The sequence below is a fragment of the Aeromonas sp. QDB54 genome (assembly GCF_027707385.1).
Lineage (GTDB): Bacteria > Pseudomonadota > Gammaproteobacteria > Enterobacterales > Aeromonadaceae > Aeromonas > Aeromonas hydrophila.
The window spans coordinates 11,881-31,690 of sequence record NZ_JAPCIT010000009.1; the positions used below are offsets into that span (position 1 = coordinate 11,881).

At 60.2% G+C, this 19,810-nt stretch carries 20 protein-coding genes; 2 read left to right on the forward strand and 18 right to left on the reverse strand.

Going from position 1 to position 19,810, the window contains the following annotated elements; genetic code table 11:
- Nucleotides 1-33 precede the first annotated feature (33 nt).
- Together PG881_RS10770 and rsmF are read left to right on the forward strand one after the other, a co-directional pair.
- A complete protein-coding gene (locus PG881_RS10770; RefSeq protein WP_270799867.1) occupies nt 34-2,586 on the forward strand; it encodes an MlaD family protein in 2,553 nt (850 codons plus the stop codon).
- 130 nt (nt 2,587-2,716) lie between these two features.
- Nucleotides 2,717-4,144: a 16S rRNA (cytosine(1407)-C(5))-methyltransferase RsmF gene (gene rsmF / locus PG881_RS10775; protein ID WP_270800140.1), complete on the forward strand. Its 1,428-nt coding sequence runs from the start codon at nt 2,717-2,719 to the stop codon at nt 4,142-4,144.
- Between the two features lie 220 nt (nt 4,145-4,364).
- Here rsmF and PG881_RS10780 read toward each other — a convergent pair whose 3' ends face one another.
- From PG881_RS10780 to PG881_RS10865, 18 genes are all read right to left on the reverse strand, one after another.
- Nucleotides 4,365-4,634: a RepB family protein gene (locus tag PG881_RS10780; protein WP_062726108.1), complete on the reverse strand. Its 270-nt coding sequence runs from the start codon at nt 4,632-4,634 to the stop codon at nt 4,365-4,367.
- Nucleotides 4,635-4,811: 177 nt separating this feature from the next.
- Nucleotides 4,812-5,753, reverse strand: coding sequence for a site-specific integrase (locus tag PG881_RS10785; RefSeq protein WP_408770504.1), 942 nt, complete (start codon nt 5,751-5,753; stop codon nt 4,812-4,814).
- 385 nt (nt 5,754-6,138) lie between these two features.
- On the reverse strand, nt 6,139-6,918 hold the full coding sequence (locus PG881_RS10790) for a TatD family hydrolase (protein WP_011706112.1): 780 nt from the start codon (nt 6,916-6,918) through the stop codon (nt 6,139-6,141).
- 21 nt (nt 6,919-6,939) lie between these two features.
- Nucleotides 6,940-7,887: a DNA polymerase III subunit delta' gene (gene holB, locus PG881_RS10795; protein WP_270799874.1), complete on the reverse strand. Its 948-nt coding sequence runs from the start codon at nt 7,885-7,887 to the stop codon at nt 6,940-6,942.
- Entirely contained in the window at nt 7,872-8,513 is a 642-nt protein-coding gene (tmk, locus tag PG881_RS10800; protein WP_270799876.1) for a dTMP kinase, read from the reverse strand. Before tmk ends, holB begins: the two co-directional genes overlap by 16 nt.
- The gene (mltG, locus tag PG881_RS10805) at nt 8,513-9,514 is read right to left on the reverse strand and encodes an endolytic transglycosylase MltG (RefSeq protein ID WP_016350715.1); all 1,002 of its coding nucleotides are present in this window, start codon (nt 9,512-9,514) and stop codon (nt 8,513-8,515) included. Before mltG ends, tmk begins: the two co-directional genes overlap by 1 nt.
- Nucleotides 9,504-10,358, reverse strand: coding sequence for an aminodeoxychorismate lyase (pabC, locus tag PG881_RS10810; RefSeq protein ID WP_270799879.1), 855 nt, complete (start codon nt 10,356-10,358; stop codon nt 9,504-9,506). Before pabC ends, mltG begins: the two co-directional genes overlap by 11 nt.
- 19 nt (nt 10,359-10,377) lie before the next feature.
- Entirely contained in the window at nt 10,378-11,619 is a 1,242-nt protein-coding gene (gene fabF / locus PG881_RS10815) for a beta-ketoacyl-ACP synthase II (RefSeq protein WP_017408413.1), read from the reverse strand.
- 82 nt (nt 11,620-11,701) lie between these two features.
- Nucleotides 11,702-11,938: an acyl carrier protein gene (gene acpP, locus PG881_RS10820; protein WP_005300909.1), complete on the reverse strand. Its 237-nt coding sequence runs from the start codon at nt 11,936-11,938 to the stop codon at nt 11,702-11,704.
- Between the two features lie 157 nt (nt 11,939-12,095).
- Nucleotides 12,096-12,830, reverse strand: coding sequence for a 3-oxoacyl-ACP reductase FabG (fabG, locus tag PG881_RS10825; protein ID WP_005300916.1), 735 nt, complete (start codon nt 12,828-12,830; stop codon nt 12,096-12,098).
- A gap of 13 nt (nt 12,831-12,843) precedes the next feature.
- Nucleotides 12,844-13,779 carry an ACP S-malonyltransferase gene (gene fabD, locus PG881_RS10830; RefSeq protein ID WP_016350718.1) on the reverse strand — a complete coding sequence of 312 codons (936 nt, stop codon included), beginning with the start codon at nt 13,777-13,779 and terminating at the stop codon, nt 12,844-12,846.
- Nucleotides 13,780-13,848: 69 nt separating this feature from the next.
- Complete coding sequence (locus tag PG881_RS10835) at nt 13,849-14,808, reverse strand: beta-ketoacyl-ACP synthase III (RefSeq protein ID WP_016350719.1); 960 nt, start codon at nt 14,806-14,808, stop codon at nt 13,849-13,851.
- A 7-nt stretch (nt 14,809-14,815) separates the two neighbouring features.
- Complete coding sequence (plsX, locus tag PG881_RS10840) at nt 14,816-15,835, reverse strand: phosphate acyltransferase PlsX (RefSeq protein ID WP_029303012.1); 1,020 nt, start codon at nt 15,833-15,835, stop codon at nt 14,816-14,818.
- 9 nt (nt 15,836-15,844) lie between these two features.
- Nucleotides 15,845-16,012 (reverse strand): 50S ribosomal protein L32, encoded by a 168-nt coding sequence (gene rpmF / locus PG881_RS10845; protein ID WP_005300935.1) that lies wholly within the window; start codon nt 16,010-16,012, stop codon nt 15,845-15,847.
- Nucleotides 16,013-16,031: 19 nt separating this feature from the next.
- Nucleotides 16,032-16,553, reverse strand: coding sequence for a 23S rRNA accumulation protein YceD (gene yceD, locus PG881_RS10850; protein WP_011706102.1), 522 nt, complete (start codon nt 16,551-16,553; stop codon nt 16,032-16,034).
- Nucleotides 16,554-16,801: 248 nt separating this feature from the next.
- A complete protein-coding gene (locus PG881_RS10855; RefSeq protein ID WP_270799883.1) occupies nt 16,802-17,467 on the reverse strand; it encodes an START domain-containing protein in 666 nt (221 codons plus the stop codon).
- A 69-nt stretch (nt 17,468-17,536) separates the two neighbouring features.
- The gene (gene yidZ, locus PG881_RS10860; protein ID WP_270799885.1) at nt 17,537-18,511 is read right to left on the reverse strand and encodes an HTH-type transcriptional regulator YidZ; all 975 of its coding nucleotides are present in this window, start codon (nt 18,509-18,511) and stop codon (nt 17,537-17,539) included.
- 2 nt (nt 18,512-18,513) lie between these two features.
- On the reverse strand, nt 18,514-19,707 hold the full coding sequence (locus PG881_RS10865) for an MdtL family multidrug efflux MFS transporter (RefSeq protein ID WP_270799887.1): 1,194 nt from the start codon (nt 19,705-19,707) through the stop codon (nt 18,514-18,516).
- Between the last annotated feature and the right edge of the window lie 103 nt (nt 19,708-19,810).

Genomic DNA, 19,810 nt, shown 5'->3' on the forward strand with positions numbered 1-19,810 from the left:
CTGCTGTTTATCTCAGCCAATTAAGGAGTCGGTATGATCGGGGCTGAACCCGTCATTGAGAAGCGTCGCTGGTTGTCACCCGTCTGGTTGCTGCCCTTTATCGCCCTGTTGCTGGCGGGGGGCTTCATCTACCAGCAGTTTGCCAGCAGTGGCCAGCTGATCCGCATCAACTTCGCCCAGGGCAACGGTATCCTGCCGGGCAAGACCCAGGTGCGTTATCAGGGGGTCGCCATCGGGGTGGTGCAGGAGCTGGAGCTGGCCGAGGATGGCCGCAAGATAGCCGTGCTGGCCAAGATTGACAGCCGGGCCCGCCCGCTCATCCGCAAAGGCTCGGATTTCTGGCTGGTGAGCCCCAAGGCGTCGCTCACCGAGATCTCCGGCCTCGATACCCTGGTCTCCGGCAACTACATCAACCTGCAGCCCGGGCGGGACAACAACCCGCTGCAGGAGGAGTTCGACGCGCTGGACGGCCCTCCCCCCGGTTATCAGGCCCAGGGACGGATGCTGCACCTGACCGCCGATTCGCTCGGCTCGGTCGGCATCGGCGCCAAACTCTATTTTCGCGGCATCGAGGTGGGCAGCGTCATCAATACCCGCCTTGGCGAAGAGAACCAGAACGTGATCCTGGATCTGGTGATCGAGCCGCGTTTTGAACACCTCATCAAGGCCGACACCCGCTTCTGGAACATCAGCGGCATCAAGGGCTCCTTCAGCCTGGCAGGGGTCAATGTGGAGGCCGGCAGTCTTACCTCCATCCTGAGCGGCGGCATCGCCTTTGACTCTCCCAAGGACTCTCCGGAGCCGGAGAAAGGCCAGGTCTTTACCCTCTACAAAGGCTTGGCCGAGGCGGCCCGCGGCGAGCGAATTGACATCCAGGCGGGAGATCTGCCCATCAAGGAGGGGATGCCCATCCTGTTCGAGGGCATCGAGATCGGCCGCATCGACCCCATTCGCCTGACCGACAAGGGCCGGGTGGTGACCGCGCTGATCAACCCGGAGCAGGCGTTTCGGATCACCGGCAACAGCCGTCTGGTGTGGGAGAGCGTCTCCCTCGGTGCCGGCGGCATCAAGCATGCGGATCGCCTGCTGGCGGGGCCGGCCATTCGCCTCGACTATGTGGCGGGCGAACGGGTCAAGGCCATGACCCTGAGCAGCAAAGAGCAACCGGGTGGCATCAAGCTGGTGCTGCAGGCCGACGATCTGGCCGGCCTCAACGAAGGGGCCCCGCTCTGGTACAAGGGCTTGCAGGTGGGCCAGATCAGCCAGCTCACCCTGGATGGCGGCGGCAATGCCAGCGTGGCCCTGGTCGTGCAGAGCCAGTATCAGCATCTGCTCAACCGGGCCCGTTTCTATCGGGCGGCGCCGCTGCAGATCGATGCCGACCTGAGCGGCATCAAGGTGGAAACCAGTCCGGCCAGCGCCTGGATCGGCGGCGGCATCAAGCTGGTGCAGGCCCCCGCCGGCGAGCGGGTCAACCGGCTCTATCCCAGCCAGGAGCTGGCCCTGCTCGGTACCCGGGATGCCAAGCCCCGTCGCTGGGTGTTGAAGGCGGAGCAGGCTGATGGCATCGGCATCGGCTCCCCGGTGCTCTATCTGGGGCTCGAGGCCGGCAAGGTCAACGCGCTGCGCGCCGCCAAGGAGGGGGTGGAGATCGAACTCGAGATCGCCGGTGTCTATGCCCCCCTGCTGGAGCAGCAGCCGCAATTCTGGAAAAAGCCGGCGCTGGACACCCGGGTGCGGGTGGATGGCGTGCAGGTCAAGGTGGGGAACCTCGCCACCCTGCTGCGCGGCGCCATCGAATTCGATCGGCTCGGCACGGGTCGCAGTAGTCACCAGCTGTTTGACAACAAGGAGCAGGCCAAGGCCAAGGTACGGACCCTCTCCCTGGTGGCCGACACCAACCCGGGACTCGGGGTCGGCAGCACGATCCGCTACCGCGGGGTCGACATCGGCAAGATTGAACAGATTGAACTGGAGCCGACCCTGGGTCAGGTGATCTTCAAGGCCGAGCTGGATGGCCAGTATGCCGCGCGCTTCCTGCAGTCTGGTGCCCGCTTCACCCTGGTGCAGGCCAAGTTGGGGCTGGGCGGCGTGGCCCACCTCGATACCCTGATCAAGGGCGCCTTTGTGGAGGCACAGCCCGGCCAAGGCGCTGGCAAGGAGCGTTTCCCCCTCAGCCAGAGCGGCCCGGCCGGCCTGGCGCTCACCCTCAAGAGCGCGTCGGTCAACGGCTTGAGCGTCGGCAGCCCATTGCTGTTTCGCAAGATGGTGGTGGGCAGCGTGACCAAGGTGGCGCTGGCCCGCGATGGCAGCGAGGTGCTGATCGACGTCAACGTGGAGCAGGAGTACGCCCATCTGGTGCGGGCCAACTCCCGCTTCTGGAACGTCTCCGGGGTCAAGGCGGATATCGGCCTGACCGGTGGCACCATCGAGGTGGAGACGGTGCAGAGCCTGCTCGCCGGCGGCATCGCCTTCAACACTCCGGAGAAAGAGATGGGGCCGACCGTCAAGGCCGGTCACAGCTACCCGCTGCATGCCAAGGCGGAGAAAGAGTGGCAGGAGTGGAGCCCCCGCATCCAGCCCTGATCTCTCCCCTCACCCACGCTCACCCAAGCCCGGCACTGTGCCGGGCTTGTTTTTACCCGCCGTGTTTTCAGAATATTCCTACCCTTGTGATAAGATGTCGCCCCTCTTTTTCGGTCAACGAGACTGCACCGTGCACGACAACACCTATCTTCCCGATCACTTCTTGCGCCATATCGCGGCCATCATGCCGGCGCACCTCTCCATGGATGAGTTCGTGGCCAGTTGTCGACGACCGCTGCGGCGCAGCATCCGGGTCAACACCCTGAAGATCTCGGTGGCGGCATTTGTGGCGCGGATGCAGCCGCTCGGTTGGCAGCTCGATCCCGTGCCCTGGTGCGACACCGGCTTCTGGCTCAGCCGCGAAGACGAGAGCGTGCCTCTTGGCAACACCGCCGAGCATTTGAGCGGCCTCTTCTACATTCAGGAGGCGAGCTCCATGCTGCCGGTCACCGCCCTGTTTGCCTGCCAGCAGACCCGGTGCGACGGCATGCTGCTGGACGCGGCGGCGGCCCCCGGCTCCAAGACCACCCAGATTGCGGCCCTGATGAACAACCAGGGCATGCTGGTTGCCAACGAGTACTCCAGCAGCCGGCTCAAGGTGCTCAGCGCCAATCTGCAGCGCTGCGGCGTGACCAACGTGGGCATGACCCACTTCGATGCCAAGGTCTTCGGCCAGTGGTTGCCGGAGACCTTCGATGCCATCCTGCTCGACGCCCCCTGCTCCGGCGAGGGCACGGTGCGCAAGGATGAAGACGCCTTGCGCAACTGGAGCATCGAGAGCATCGACGAGATCGCGGCGGTGCAACAAGGCTTGCTGGAGAGTGCCTTTCATGCCCTCAAACCGGGCGGCGTGCTGGTCTACTCCACCTGCACCTTGAGCCTGCAGGAGAACCAGGCCGTCTGTCAGTCACTGCTGGACAAGTTTGGCGATGCGTTCAGCTTTGACTCGCTGGCTGACCTCTTCCCCACTGCAGAGCAGGCCTGCACGCCGGAAGGATACCTGCACGTTTGGCCCCAAATCTTCGACAGTGAAGGCTTTTTCGTTGCCAGATTGCGCAAGCACCACTCCGTGCCCAACACCATGTTCAAACCGGGCAAGCTCGGCAAATTCCCCTTCTTTCCGCTGCCGGCCAAGGAGTCCGAGCCCATGCTGCGCGAGATTGAAGCCGCCTTCGGGGTCGTGCCACAGGGAAATCTGTTTGGCCGCAGCGAGGAGATCTGGCTCTTCCCCCAGCTGTTCGAACAGGTGCAGGGCAAGCTGCGCTTCGATCGCATCGGGCTGAAACTGGCGGAGACCTTCAAGAAGGGGTATCGGCTGACCCATGAGTGGGCGCTGGCCTATGGCGATGGCGCGAGCAAGGGATTCGTCGAGCTCGGCATTGCTGATGCGCGGGAGTTCATGATGGGGCGGGATGTGTGGCCGGAGCAAGCCGCTGGCACTGGCGAGGTGATCGTCCGCTATCAGGGTCATACCCTGGGCATGGGGAAATGGGTGGGCAGCCGGGTCAAGAATGCCCTGCCCCGCGAGCTGGTGCGCGACAACAATCTGTTCGTGTAACGAGTGTTCTCGGAGCAGGAAAACCCACACTCCGGTTGAACTTTTACGTGGATCTTGAAAAGCCTTGAGCCTTGTCTAAGCTTAAGGCTATCCGAACACCAGTTAGCGCACGGCTCTGCAAGGAGCCAATTCCCCTATGCCAGGTACAAGGAATTCGTACCTGGCTTTTTTTATGTTCGCCGTTCGCATCTAGCAATGAAGCATCATGCCGCCGGTGCGTTTACTCGAGCACCTCTGCCGGCTCTGGCACTTCGACATGCGGCGCGGCTTGTTCCTGTTGCAGCTCATGTTGATAGAGCAGATCGATGGCCTGCTCGATGAGAGAGGCCTGGCTGTCTTCGAGCTGCAACCCCAGCATGGCCAACCGTTCGGCGTGGCGATTGCTGATCCAGCATTGTAATCGGCTGTGCGTTTCCTGTTTGCGTTTCACATGCTGGCGCTGCCGCTCGGCGTTGTCTTGTGCACTGCTCACTTTCATTTCCTGGCTTATCCACCTTGCAACTTTGATTCTTGTCACCTGTTATCTCTTACCAGTTCTTCACTATTCGCTGGCGAACGTGAGGAGCCTGGCTCTCCCCTCTTGATGGGGTGAGTTCAGTGCGCTGCAAATATATCATTGGATCAACAAGATATCATTTAACATAAAAATATGAGTGACGCGGTTAGCTTACAGCAAGCCATCCAGGGCGTGATCCGAGAACTTGTGGGCATCGTCGAAATACTCCTGCAAAGTGCGGATATCCTTGTGGCGGGTAACCTCGATGATCTTGTTCATCGGTTTGCCGGCAGTGACCGCCGAGGTGATGAAGCCACGGCGCAGGCTGTGGCCACTGACCTGGAGATCATCGATGGCCTGACCGGTACGCCGCTTGATCATCAGGTTGATACCCTGCGGACCGAGCGGCTCCTGCATGAGCTGACCCCAGCGATTCATGCGGCGAAACAGGGCGCCCTCGCTGATCCTGCTCTGTTTGAGCCAGTGCGCCAGCGCCGACACCGGACAATATTGTTTGCCGGGCACCAGGGCGATCTCTGTTTCATGCAGCTGATGCTTGCTGGGTTTGAGCCGAAGACGGATCCCCTGCCCCACAAAATCGAGATCATCCACCTCAATTCTTGCGGCCTCCGAGCGTCGCAAGGCGCCGCTGAACATCAGCAACAACAAGGTGTAATCCCGCAGCCCCGCCAGATTGCCGGTGTCGATTTCGTCGAGTACACAGGCCAGTGGTTTCAGGGTCAATGCCCCCGTTTTGCGTTTGCGGTTGTCACCGAGCCGCACTATGCCCCGCATCATCTCCTTTATCTCCGCGTGCTCGGTCGGCATGGGGTGGATCCCCTTCTGCTTGAAGGCATAACGAATGCCGGCGAGCCGTCTTACCAGGGTGGCGGGCTTGCGGGGTTCACCGTTGCGCAGCTCCCCCTTCCCCTCTTCTTTGTCCAACCAGACCCAGTCAGCCAGGATGCCGTCAGCCTGATCTGCCAGGAAGTTCATAATGTGATGATGGGTGGTCTGCAACGGATCGAGCCCATGCAGCTGACACCAGAACACGAAGATGCGGGTATCGGCCTGATAGGCATTGAGGGTGGAATCGGCTTTGGCGCTGCGCAGGAAGCGTCTGGCCCGGCTGTTCAACTGAGGATCGAAGACACTCTGTAAAGCCTGTTGAGTTTGGGCCTGGATGTGTGGGTAGTTCACTTAACTCTATGATTTAATGCGGAGTTTCGTTGGATCTTACAGGATCTTGCAGATCTATCAAGTATCGATAATGAATATTATCGATACTTATGAAGAGTCCTTTTAACCTATTTCAGCCCCCTCATTTATTCCTCAGCTCCCTCTCATCCCTGCTCCGTTTTATCAGGGTTGGGGATTTTATCTCATCAGTATCCACGACACCAAGTGAGAGATAACGACCTTCCGTGATCGTTTTTGGATGGGTCATGATAGTACCGATTGTCATAGTAAAACGCCCCGCTATGCGGGGCGTTGTTTGTTATCGCTTTGCCAACTTGAACAACTCAAAGAAGTTGTGACTGGTCGCTTGCGCCAATTCGGCCAGCGGTATTTGCCGCAGATCCGCGATGAACTGGGCCACGTCGCGCACAAAGGCCGGCTCGTTCTCCCTGCCCCGGTGCGGAACTGGCGCCAGATAAGGTGAGTCGGTTTCAACCAGCAGCCGCTCCAGCGGCAGCGCCTTGACTACCGCCTGCAGAGCTGCCGCATTCTTGAAAGTGGCGATGCCGGAGATGGAGATATAAAAACCCATCGCCATGGCCGCCTCGGCCATCTCGAGCGACTCGGTGAAGCAGTGCAACACCCCGCCGACCTGCTCGGCCCCCTCTTCGCGCATGATCTGCAGGGTATCCTGCTGGGCATCACGGGTATGGATGATGAGGGGTTTGTTCAGAGCGCGGGCCACCCGGATATGCTCGCGGAAGGAGGCCTGCTGTACTTCCTTGTTCTCCGGCGAATAGAAGTAGTCGAGCCCGGTCTCGCCGATGGCCACTACCCTTTCATCTGCCGCCTGGGTCAACAACAAGGCGGCATCGACACCAGGCTCTTGGTTGAGAGGGTGCACACCACAGGAGGCAAACACTTGAGGATAAGGGGCGATCGCTTCCAGCATGGTCGGGAACTGCGCCTGGGTAACGCTCACGCACAGAAAATATCCCACGTCCTGCTCGGCGGCCTTGGCCAGCACATCGGCCATATTGGTCTGCTTGCTGCCATAGCTCAGGCGATCGAGATGACAATGGGAATCAACGAGTAACATATAAAACCTTTGTAGCTAGATCTATAACCAGCGAGTCAGCCAGTTCATCAGATGGATGGTGGGATTGGAGAGCTGTCCCGGCTGGCAGGCTATCTTCAGCTCGACCAGCTGTTGCTCTGCCTCCAGCAGCTTCTCGCTGGAATGAAGCTCGGCCAGTTGCTGACTCAGCGCCGTCAAATCCGGCATTGCCAGCTGATGATGGCCGCAACCGGCCTGCGTCTTGAGGGCATCGCACAAGAACAGCTGCAGCCAGTGCAGCCTGACCTGGGTATCGGTCGCCAGCAGACCGCTCACGTGGTTGGCCCGGGTCGGCGTCTGTGCCAGCGCGAGAAAACTCTCCAGCAGATCCCGGCGGGCACTGTCTTGCTGCTCTTCGATATAGCGCAGCACCCGCAGCGGCGCCCCCTGGCAGATCCGTACCTGGGCCAGCGTGGCCTGATGACCCTGCTCGGCCAACCAGCGCACCGTCTCACCCTCGGCAGGCAACTGGCAGACATGTTTGTGACAGCGACTGAGAATAGTCGGCAGCAGACGGGAAACCTGAGAGGCGATCAGCAACAGCAAGCTGTCGCCGGCGGGCTCTTCAAGGGTTTTGAGCAGGGCGTTGGCGGCCGACTCCGTCATGCGCTCCGCATCGGGGATGATCACCACCTTGCCGCGAGCAAGCTGGGCCGAATTCTGCAGCCGTGAACAGATCTCGCGAATGGCCTCGACCCCGATGGTCTTGCTCTCCGTCGTCAGGCGGCCCAGATCCGGATGATGGCCCTTCTCAAACAGCTGGCAGGAGTGACATTGGCCACAGGGCTCACCCCGATCGGGCCGATGGCAGAGGTGCAAGCGCGCCAATTGTTCCGCAAGCTGCTCCTTGCCAAGGCCGGGATCACCGAGCAGCAACCAGGCGTGACCGAGTCGGCCGGCCGCGGCGGTCTGGCTCAAGGCATGCCAGTCCGGGATCAACCAGGGATACATGAGGGCTCATCTTTCAGGTAGTGGGCCAATGCAGCCTCGATGGCTACCTTGACCTGCTCCGGCGCTTGGCCGGCATCGATCACCTTGATTGACTCATCGGCGGCGGCCAATTCCAGATAGCGCTGGCGGGTGCGTTCGAAGAAGCTGAGCTGCTCGAGCTCGATCCGGTCCAGCTCACCGCGGTGGCGGGCTCGCTGCAGGCCGATGGCAGGATCGATGTCGAGATAGAGGGTCAGATCCGGTTTGAAGTCACCGAGCACGGCCCGTTTGATGGCACCGATGAGATTCGCATCGATGCCACGGCCACCGCCCTGATAGGCCTGGGACGAGAGATCGTGGCGATCGCCCACCACCCAGATGCCGTCGGCCAGCGCCGGCTTGATGCGGGTCTCGACCAGCTGGACCCGGGAGGCGTACATCAGCAACAGTTCGGCTTCGATGGTGAGGCGCTCGTCGTGCACCTCCTTGACGATAGCCCGCATCCGCTCCGCCAGCGGGGTACCGCCCGGCTCACGGGTACACTCGATCCGCGCCACGCCGTGGCCATGCAGATAGTCGGTCACATAACGCACCGCGGAGCTCTTACCTGCTCCTTCCAGTCCTTCAATCACGATAAATTTAGACATTAGGGTTTCTTCAATATGTATTCGCGGACCGCCCGATTGTGTTCATCGAGGGTCTTGGAGAAGTAGTGGGCTCCGCCCCCTTTGGCGACAAAATAGAGGTAGTCGGTCGATTTGGGGTTGAGCGCCGCCTCGATGGAAGCCTTGCCCGGCATGGCGATGGGCGTGGGCGGCAAGCCGTCGATCACATAGGTGTTGTAGGGGTTCACATCGGTCAGGTCGCTGCGGCGGATGTTGCCATCATACCTGTCCTTCACCCCGTAGATGACGGTGGGATCGGTCTGCAGCTTCATGCCAAGACGCAGGCGATTGACGAATACCGAGGCAATCTGGGCCCGCTCTTCCGGCTGACCGGTCTCTTTTTCGATGATCGAGGCCATGATCAGCGCCTCATAAGGGGTCTTGTAAGGCAGATTGGCCTGGCGCTTGTCCCAGCTCTGCTGCAGAAAGGCTCGCATGTCCTGATAGGCGCGACGCAGGATGGAAATATCGCTGGCATGAGTGGTATAGGCGTAGGTTTCCGGCAGGAACCACCCCTCCAGCTTGCCATTGTCGATGCCAAGCTCCTGAGCCAGATCCGCTTCGCTCTGCTCCACCGTCAACCGCTCCAGATAAGGGGCGCTGGCCAGCTGCTTCAGCCAATCCTCGAAACGGGATCCTTCGACGAAGGTCAGGCTGAAGTGAAACTCCTTGCCGGAGGCGAACAGGGAGAGGGTCTCCTTGAGCGGAGCCCCCTCCTTGATTTCATAGGTGCCGGATTTGATGGCAACCAGCTCGGGGTGACCGCGCAGCCAGAGCCGCACCGCCCAGGGACTGGTTTCCCCCTCCCCCAGTTCGGCGATCAGGCGCGCCGCATGGGCCCCCTTCTCGACGGTAAAGAGGCGGGTCGGCCCCTTGTTGGTGAGCGTCTCCACCTGCTGCCATTTGTAATGTACATAGCCCCCGGCCACGGCGACTGTCAGCGCCGCGCCCGCGAGCAGGGTGTAAAGCCGATTAAACTTCAATGACCAAACGCTCCTGTAAACGGCGGATCAATACCGGACTGGCATATTGGGTCTCCCCGATGCCGGTCACCGGCACTATGCCCATCAGGGTATTGGTCAGCCATACCTCTTCGGCCTGCCACAGTGACTCCAGCGGAGCCTCCACGACACGCAGTTCAATGCTCATCTGTTTTAGCATTGCCATCACATGGCGCCGCATGATGCCGTCTATGCCGCAGTGGGTAAGATCCGGCGTAAACACCGTTCTGCCACGGCGCCAAAACAGATTGGCACTGACCCCTTCTACCAGAAATCCCCGGCTGTTCAAGACTATACCTTCGACTCCCGAACGCGCCGCAAGTTCGCTTTTCAGCAGCACCTGCTCCAGCCGGTTGAGGGTCTTGAGGCCCGCCAGCATGGGGGCGTCGCCCAGTCGTTTCTGGCATACCAGCAGGGGAATGCCGGTTTGCTGCCACGCTGAATAGTGAGCCGGGTAAGCGGCCAGCGACAGGATCCGGGTCGGCGCATGGCAGGCAGTACCATCATACCCCCGGCCACCACTGCCTCGGGTCAGCATCACCTTGATCACCGCCAGCGTCTGATCGCGAGCCATCCCGGCGACCTCGTCACCAAGGCGTTGCCAGTCCACCTCGGCAAGGCCGAGTCTGGCGCTTGCTTGCTGCAGCCGTGCCAGATGAGCCGGCCACCAGACGGGGCGACCATCCTTGACCAGCAAGGTGGTGAAATGGCCATCGCCATAAGCCAGGCCACGATCCATGGCGGAAACGCTGTCTGTCGGTATTCCATTGATCAGCAAAAGGATCCCTCCGATAAAAAAGGCCCGATACTGTCGTATCGGGCCCATACTATCCGCCCAGGGCGAATTATACGCGTTTGAAGATCAGTGAGCCATTGGTGCCACCAAAACCGAAGGAATTGGAGAGGGCATATTCGAAGTTGCCAGCCTTGGCAACATGAGGCACCAGGTCCAGATCGCACTCATCATCCGGGTTGTCCAGGTTGATGGTGGGCGGCGCCATCTGATCGCGCAGCGCCAGTACCGTGATGATCGCCTCGATGGCGCCGGCGGCACCCAGCAGGTGACCGGTCATCGACTTGGTGGAGCTGATCATCAGGGATTTGGCATGCTCGCCAAACACCGCTTTCATGCCGCGCAGTTCGGCCACGTCACCCAGGGGGGTGGAAGTGCCGTGGGCGTTGATGTAGCCCACCTGCTCGGGGGCGATGCCAGCATCCTTGATGGCATTTTGCATGGCGCGGGCGCCACCGTTGCCGTCAGCGGGAGGCGCTGTCATGTGGTAGGCATCGCCACTCATGCCAAAACCGACCAGCTCGGCGTAGATCTTGGCGCCGCGGGCCTTGGCGTGTTCGTACTCTTCCAGCACCAGCACCCCGGCGCCATCACCCAGCACGAAACCGTCGCGATCTTTATCCCACGGACGGCTGGCCTTGGTTGGCTCGTCGTTGCGGTTGGAGAGCGCCTTGGCTGCCGCAAAACCGCCCATCCCCATCGGGGTGGAGGCTTTCTCGGCGCCGCCGGCCACCATCACGTCCGCATCGCCGTAGGCGATCATCCGGCCGGCCATGCCGATGGCATGGGTACCTGTGGTGCAGGCGGTGGTCACGGCGATGTTCGGCCCTTGCAGACCCTTCATGATGGAGAGATGACCGGACACCATATTGATGATGGTGGACGGTACGAAGAAGGGGCTCAGCTTGCGGGGGCCGCCGTTGACGAGGCTGCTGTGGTTCTGTTCAATCAGACCCAGGCCGCCGATACCGGAACCGATCGCCACACCGACGCGCTCGGCATTTGCCTCGTTGATGACGAGACCGGCATCATCCAGCGCCTGTATGCCTGCGGCGATACCGTACTGGATGAAGAGATCCATCTTGCGAGCTTCTTTGCGGTTGATACCGTACTGCTCGGGATCGAAATCCTTGACCTGGCCTGCGAAACGGGTCGCAAACTCGCTGGCATCAAAGTGTTCGATGGGAGAAATGCCGCTCTGCCCGTTGAGCAGGGCTTGCCAGCTGGATTCGGCAGTGTTGCCTACCGGGGAAAGCATCCCCAAGCCGGTCACCACGACTCTGCGTTTTGACACTGAGGTAGTCTCCGAGAGGTGTTTTGAAAAGGGGTAAACATAAAAGAAGCGGCCCTTGGGCCGCTTCTTTCAGAACAGGAACTTATTCCTGATTAGCGGTGATGTAGTCGATAGCCGCTTGAACAGTGGTGATCTTCTCGGCTTCTTCATCAGGAATTTCGGTATCGAATTCTTCTTCCAGCGCCATTACCAGTTCAACGGTATCCAAAGAGTCAGCGCCCAGGTCGTCGACGAAGGAGGCAGCGTTCTTAACGTCTTCTTCTTTAACACCCAGTTGTTCGATGATGATTTTCTTTACGCGTTCTTCGATGTTGCTCATGACCTGAATTTTCCTTTAAAAATACGCTATTGCGTCTGGTTGGGGTAGTTTATTCAATTGACGTGAGTTTGCAAGTGGCTTGCCGCTGGTCAAACCACGAAATTCGCCAAACTTCGGCGTACTATCGCAAATTTGAACAGATCTCACGACAAATTGATTACACCATGTACATCCCGCCATTAACATGCAGGGTTTCGCCAGTGATGTAGGCGGCATCATCCGATGCCAAGAATACCACAGCAGCGGCAATTTCTTTTGGATCGCCCAGACGAGCGGCAGGCACCTGGCTCATGATGCCGGCACGCTGCTCTTCATTGAGCGCCTTGGTCATATCGGTCTCGATGAAACCGGGGGCAACCGCGTTAACGGTAATGCCGCGGGAGGCCACTTCACGGGCCAGCGACTTGGTAAAACCAACCAGCCCCGCCTTGGCGGCAGCATAGTTGACCTGACCGGCATTGCCCATGGTTCCCACCACGGAGCCGATGCTGATGATGCGGCCATTGCGCTTCTTCATCATGGCGCGCAGCACCGGTTTGCTCAGTCGATACAGGGAAGTGAGGTTGGTGTCGATGATCTCGTTCCACTCATCATCCTTCATCCGCATCAGCAGGTTGTCACGGGTGATGCCGGCGTTGTTGATCAGGATGTCGATGTCGCCAAAACGCGCCTTGATGGCGGCGAAGACGGCTTCGATGGATTCCTGGCTGGTCACGTTCAGTGCCATGCCGCAACCCTGTTCACCCAGATAGGCGCTGATCGCCTCGGCGCCGCTCTCGCTGGTCGCCGTGCCGACTACCTTGGCGCCACGGGCCGCAAAAGTTTCGGCAATTGCACGGCCGATGCCACGACTGGCACCGGTCACCAACACAACCTTATCGGTAAAGCTCATTACTTGCTCCTGTTTACTTGATCTGGGCCAGCGCCTGCTCGAAAGAGGCGGCGTCGTTGGCATGAATACCTTCCACGCGCTTGTCGATGCGCTTGGCGAGCCCGGTCAATACCTTGCCCGGTCCCATCTCGATCTCGAGGGTAACCCCCTCATTGGCCATCCGCTCGACAGTCTCGGTCCAACGAACCGGGCTGAACAGCTGACGCACCAGAGCCTGTTTGATGGCGGCCGGATCCTGTTCACAGGATACGTCGACATTATTGATGACAGCGATGGCAGGAACCTTGATCTCGATCCCGTCCAGCGCAGCTGCCAATTTTTCTGCGGCAGGTTTCATCAGGGCGCAGTGAGAAGGCACGGAGACCGGCAGCGGCAGTGCACGCTTGGCGCCGGACTCTTTCATCAGCACGTTGGCACGCTCGACGGCCTCTTTGTGGCCGGCGATGACCACCTGGCCCGGAGAGTTGAAGTTGACTGGGGAGACCACTTGTCCTTGTGCCGCTTTTTCGCAGTTGGCGGCGATGGCGTCATTATCTAGGCCGATGATGGCGGCCATGGCACCGGTGCCTTCCGGCACGGCTTCCTGCATGGCCAGACCACGCAGCTCAACCAGTTTGACCGCATCGGCAAAGGCCAGTGCACCGCTGCACACCAGGGCGGAGTACTCACCCAGGCTGTGACCAGCCATCACGGCGGGGGTTGCCCCACCCTGCTGTTGCCACAGGCGCCACAGCGCGACAGAGGCTGTCAGCAAGGCGGGCTGGGTGCGCCAGGTCTTGTTCAGATCGTCGGCCGGACCATCCATCACCAGGGCAAACAGGTCATAACCCAGCACCTGGCTCGCCTCGGCGAAGGTCTCCTTGATCACGGCATGTTGTTCCGCCAGCTCGGCCAGCATGCCGACGGTTTGGGAGCCCTGTCCCGGGAAGGCAATGGCAAATTGGGTCATCATTGATTCCTTTAGATAAGACAAAAATGAGAGCGGCAGGATGAGCCAGATTGCTCATCCCGACGACGATCAGAGGCGAACCAGCGCCGAGCCCCAGGCAAAACCACCGCCGAAGGCCTCCAGCAATACCAGCTGGCCCGGTTTGATCCGGCCGTCACGCACCCCTTCATCGAAGGCGATGGGCACGGAGGCGGCAGAGGTGTTGCCGTGCTTGTCGAGGGTCAGCACCACCTTGTCCAGCCCCATGCCAAGCTTCTTGGCGGTGGCACTGATGATGCGGAAGTTGGCCTGATGAGGCACCAGCCAGTCCAGCTCGCTCGGCGCGATGCCGGCGGCGGCCAGTGTCTCGGTGACGATCTCGCTCAAACGGGTGACCGCTACCTTGAACACATCGTTGCCCTTCATGTACATGTAGGCTTCAAGTTCGGCCCCCGGCATGCCGCGGCGCGGCTGCGGCAGCTTGAGCAGATCGCCGTAACGGCCATCGGCATGCAGATGGGTGGAGAGAATGCCCGGCGTGTCGCTGGCGCCGATCACCACGGCCCCTGCCCCGTCACCAAAGAGGATGATGGTGCCGCGGTCTTCCGGATCGCACATGCGCGACAGCACATCGGCCCCGACCACCAGTACGTGGCGGGCAGCACCGGATTTGACGAACTGATCGGCGATGGAGAGCGCGTAGGTAAAGCCGGCGCAGGCAGCGGCCACGTCAAAGGCCGGGATCCCTTGCACCCCGAGCAGGCCCTGCAATTCACAGGCGGCGGCCGGGAAGGCGTTCTCGGCACTGGTGGTGGCCAGCACTATCATGTCGAGATCGGCAGCGGTCAAGCCCGCTGCGTCCAGGGCGCGCAGAGCGGCCTGGTGAGACAGGGTGGCGACGGTTTCATCGGCACCGGCAATGCGACGTTCACGGATCCCGGTACGCTCCACAATCCACTCGTCGCTGGTTTCCACCATCTGTTCGAGATCGGCATTGGTACGTACCGAGTTCGGCAGATAACTGCCAGTACCCAAAATTTTGCTATGCATAGAGTTCTTATAGATCCCTGTCGGAAAAGACAGATTCAAGGCGATCTGCTATTTGCAATGGAAGTTGATGCTTGGCCTCTTGCGCGGCCAGCAGGATCGCGTTACACAGGGCGCGCCGTTCGGCCCGCCCGTGGCTTTTTACCACAATGCCGCGCAATCCTAACAGACTTGCACCGTTATACTGGTCGGGGTTCAGGTAAGAAAAACGCCGTTTGAACATAAATCCGGCGATGCGACCAAGAAAACTGCGTTTTTTGCGGGGATATCCGGCCAGTTGGGCCATCATCCGCACGACCCCTTCCGCCGTCTTGAGGGCCACGTTGCCGACAAAACCGTCGCAGACGATCACGTCGCACTCGCCGCTGAAGATCCGGTCCCCTTCGACAAAACCGACGAAGTTGAGCGCCTGGCACTGACGCAGCAACTCGGCACTGTGGCGCACCAGATCGTTGCCCTTGATCTCCTCCTCCCCCACGTTGAGCAGGGCCACCCTGGGAGTGGCAATGCCCTCCACCTTTTCAGCCACCACGGCCCCCATCACCGCAAATTGCAGCAGGGTATCGGCATCGCAGCTGACGTTGGCGCCAAGATCCAGCATCACGGTACGTTTGCCGGAAAGAGTGGGCAGCGCCTTGATGAGGGCGGGTCGGTCGACCCCGGGCAGGGATTTGAGCACGCACTTGGCCATGGCCATCAGCGCACCGGTATTGCCGGCGCTGACGCAGGCATCGGCCTCGCCAGCTTTCACCAGATTGAGGACGACCCGCATGGAGGAGTCTTTCAGGGTGCGCAGCGCCACGATCGGTTTGTCGCCCATGCCAACCACCTGGGATGCATGCACGAAACGAACGCGGGGATGATTCAGCAAGCCATGTTGCTGCAAAAGAGGGGTGGTCTGGTGTTGGTCACCGACCAGGATCAGTTTTAACTGGGGTAAAAGAGACAGTGCCTGCACGGCGGCAGGCACTGTTTCCGAGGGGCCAATATCTCCCCCCATGATGTCTAGCGCGACAGTTTGCGTAGACAAAGGCAATCCTTAAGCGATTACCTTTTTACCGCGGTAGAAACCATCGGCAGTCACGTGGTGACGACGATGGATTTCGCCACTGGTCTGATCAACAGTCAGGGCAGCGGTGGTCAGCGCATCGTGGGAACGACGCATGCCACGCTTGGCACGGGTTTTACGGTTCTGTTGTACGGCCATTGTAGGCTAACTCCTAAATTCACTTACGTTTAAGCTCTTCAAGAACTGCAAAGGGATTCGGCCGCTCATCAGCAGGTTCGATTTCACCCCAGGTCATCTCCATGTTACCGCGCGGGCAAGCATCCATGGGATGCATGGCCACCTGCGGCAACGAGAGGATGAGTTCATCCTCCAGGATTTGATGAAGATCCATCTCGCCGTTTTCGTCCAACTCAATGGGCTCATAAGCTTCCGGCAGTTCTTCCTCGTTTGTTCTCTCGAACAGCGGAGTGTAGATAAATTCAGCTTCACAGAGATGCTCGAATGTTTCTCCACAACGCTGGCAAACCAGGTCAACCTTGGCATGGGCAGTGCCTTTCATAACGGTCAACTTCTGGACATCTTTGCCAAAGTGCAGCGATACATCGATATCACTCTGCAAGCCTGCGGTTGATTCCTCCAGCCTGGGCATCTGCGACTTTTCCACTATCCCGACATAATCGAGCAGCTTCGAGGCACTACGGACTGGATCAACCTTTACGGGCAACTTCACCTTTTGCATAGGGCGCGAATATTATAGGTCCAACAACTGATAGTCAAAGGAAAAAGTCCTTACCGCCGATGATTTTAACCTCACAACCCCCGCACATGGCGGAACTTGCGCTCACCGGTGACTGATTATGCCATAAACCAAAGGATCCGACACCGGATCCTGGCCGCATTTGCGTTGACGGCGGGGATCCGGCTCACTCCTTGACAGCAGAATTTCACAGCGTAGGTAGCTCAACCACTCCCCTGCCCCCACAAGGTTCATGGATGGCTGCCGCACAACCCGACTGGGCGCCCCTGCCGCATATGGGCGCAAGGGCAAGGCTCGGGCGGGATGGCCTCCATCAGACGGCGGATGGCCCGAAAACTGTCCAGTGCCGCCTGGGCGGCGATGGGATTGATGAGCCAGCCAGGCAGGTTGTCACCCGGGTTGGTATAGGTTTCGAGGCGTATCAGGGTGGTACCGTTGAGTTGCGGCACCGCCTCCCAGCGTCCTTCACTGGCCCGGATCCGCACCCGACCGGGGTAAGGCGGCAAAGCATCAGGGGCGGCCCATACCGTCAGCACCAGGCCGCAATTTGGCAGGCGTTGCAGGCGGGAGTGGGTGATAAGCTCCCGCTCCTGCACCGGCCAGGGCGCAGAGAGCCGGGTATAGACCAGATCTTCATCGGGTGCCGGCTTGGCCAGCACCCTTACCTCCAGGCTCTGGGGCAGCCACTCCTGATGGCGAGCGGTATCACGCAGCACGGCCAGCAGTGCCGACGGCGGAGCGGCCACGTTCATCTCCAGGCGCAAAGCCTGAAATGCGCCAGGGGGATGAGCCCAGCTCCACAGCAGTATGCCCGCCTCCCCCGCCTGCAGGTGCCAGCCCTGTGCCCAAGCCGGCACGCAGAGCAACCATAACAGCCATATCCCGACTCTCATCATCCATGACCCCGCCTTGCCCATTCCTATGCTTATAGCCGTTTTTCTGGCCCTGCGAGGTACAGGTCAGGGTTAACCCGCGCCAGCGGCCCCGATATGCTGGTGGTAAAGCCGTTTGATCTCGTCGCGCAGCCACAGCACCTTGGTGTTGTGGTTGTTGCGTTTGTGCCAGAGCAGGATAAAGGCGATGTCGAGTTGCCGGTAGAGGGCTTCATCCAGCGGCAGCGGCAAGGAGATCAGATTGTCATGGTGCTGGCGGGCATAGCTGGCGCAATAGGAGGGCACCACCGCGATCAGTTCGTGGTCTGACTGGGCTGCGATGTGCAGCGCCTGCTCGAAGCTGGAGACCCGGATCGGCACCTGCCGGCTGAGCCCCTCATCATCCAGCAGGCTGTCGAGCGCCCAGGCATCGCTCGCCTCCCACACCACGCTGACATGGGGATAGGCGAGAAAGTTGTCGAGATTCCAGGTGCGGGCCAGCAGCGGATGATCCTTGCGCAAAAACACCATGGGCCTGTCTTCGAACAACACCTCGTGATCGATGTAATAGGGCAGCCGGTTGATCCTGGCCAGCGAGCTGGGGTGGGTTTCCCTCGCACAGAAGCCGAGATCGGCATCGCCATTGATGATGTCGTTGAGGGAGTGATGGTCCCAGTTCATGATCCGGATGGTCGATTTGCGATAGGTTTCATAAATCACCATGGGCAGGTCATTGAGAAAGCTGATGTAAAAGGGTGACTCCAGCACCAGCCTGAACGCGGCCCCCGCCGGAATGGCATTGCCGCAGAGGGAGGCAATGTTGCCCGATAGCTGGAACCACTCCTTGAGCTCTTCCTCCAGGGTGAGCGACAGATTGGTGGGCTCCAGCCCCCGCTGAGTGCGAAGGAACAGCGGGTCGTCGAACCAGTCGCGCAGCCGCGCCAGCGCCTTGCTGACGGTAGGCGCCGTGACATTGAGTTTCTTGGCAGCCTTGGTGACACTGCGCTCTTGCAGCAACAGCCGAAATACCACCAACAAATTGAGATCGAGGTCGATCAAGGGTCGCATGCTCAGGGATTCTCCATGACCGGGGCACCGTGGGCGGCGCTGTCGAAGGCCGGCCCCAGGGCGCGAAAGAGCAGATAGAGTAACACGGCGCCGAGCAGGGCACAGGCAAGCAGCGTGCTGGGTGCAAAGCCAAGCCACCCCATCAACCAGATATAGCCGGCGCTCACGGTTATCTGGGCAAGACAGAGGGTGGCGCTGGCAAGGGCTATCTGATGACGGCAACTGGCCAGCGCCTCGCCCATGGCGATGCCGACGCTCGCGGAAAAACCGATGCAGGTGAAGGCAAAGCCCGCCAGCAGCAGCCGCAGACCCCAGGAGCTCTCAAGATGAGAGGCCAGGATCAGCAGCAGCGCCAACCCCAACCCACCGTGGGCCAGCGCGAGCAGGCTGTGCTTGTGGAGCCGACGCAGCAACCAGGGGGCGAAGAAGGAGGTGATCATGCTGATCATCGCCATGATCATCATGATGCGGGCATACTCTGCGCTTGCCAGCCCCTTTTGGGTCATCAGGATCATGGGTGAAGTGCTGACATAGGTCAGAATGCAGGTCATGCCGGCACTGCTCAACCCACACATCCAGAGAAACTGCGGCACTCGCAAGAAGGCAAAGCGGGCTGCTGACGCACTCGAGGATGGTTCAGGGTGCAGCGGCAGGCTCTCTTTCAGCCCCAACAGGTTGATCAACAGCACCACGCCGCCGAGCAGCGCCATGGCCTGAAAGATGGCAGGCCATGGGAAGCCGGTCAGGATGAGATAGCCGAGCAGCGGCGCCAGTACGGGGATCACGCAGATGATCCCATTGATGGCCGACAGCACGGCCGCCAGCCGGGCCGGTGGCAACACGTCTCGCAGCACGGTAAAGGTCATGATGTAGAGCGCGCCGGCCCCTGCCCCCTGCCCCACCCGCGCCAGCAGAAACTGCGCGGTGTCGTCGGCGCTGCCGGCCAGCAGCGACGCCAGCATAAACAAGCCGGCCCCGCTCAGGATCACCGGCCTGCGACCGTGGCGATCCGCCAGCAGGCCGGCCAGCGGGACGGTCGCGGCCATGCCAAGCAGATAGAGGGAAAACGCGGTGTGCAGCTGAGCCTCGCTGGCCTGAAGGCTGGCGCCTATGTTGGGCAACGCCACCAGATAGAGATCGATCCCCACCGGGTAGAGCGTGATCATCAAAAAACAGCAGAGCATGTAACGGCCCATGGTGACTCCTCAGCGAATGGGTAGCATCGACGGGGTACTATAACGTCAGGCCGGATGAATAAGCCGATAGCGGTGTTTTCCAATCTCGACATGCTGGAAAAAA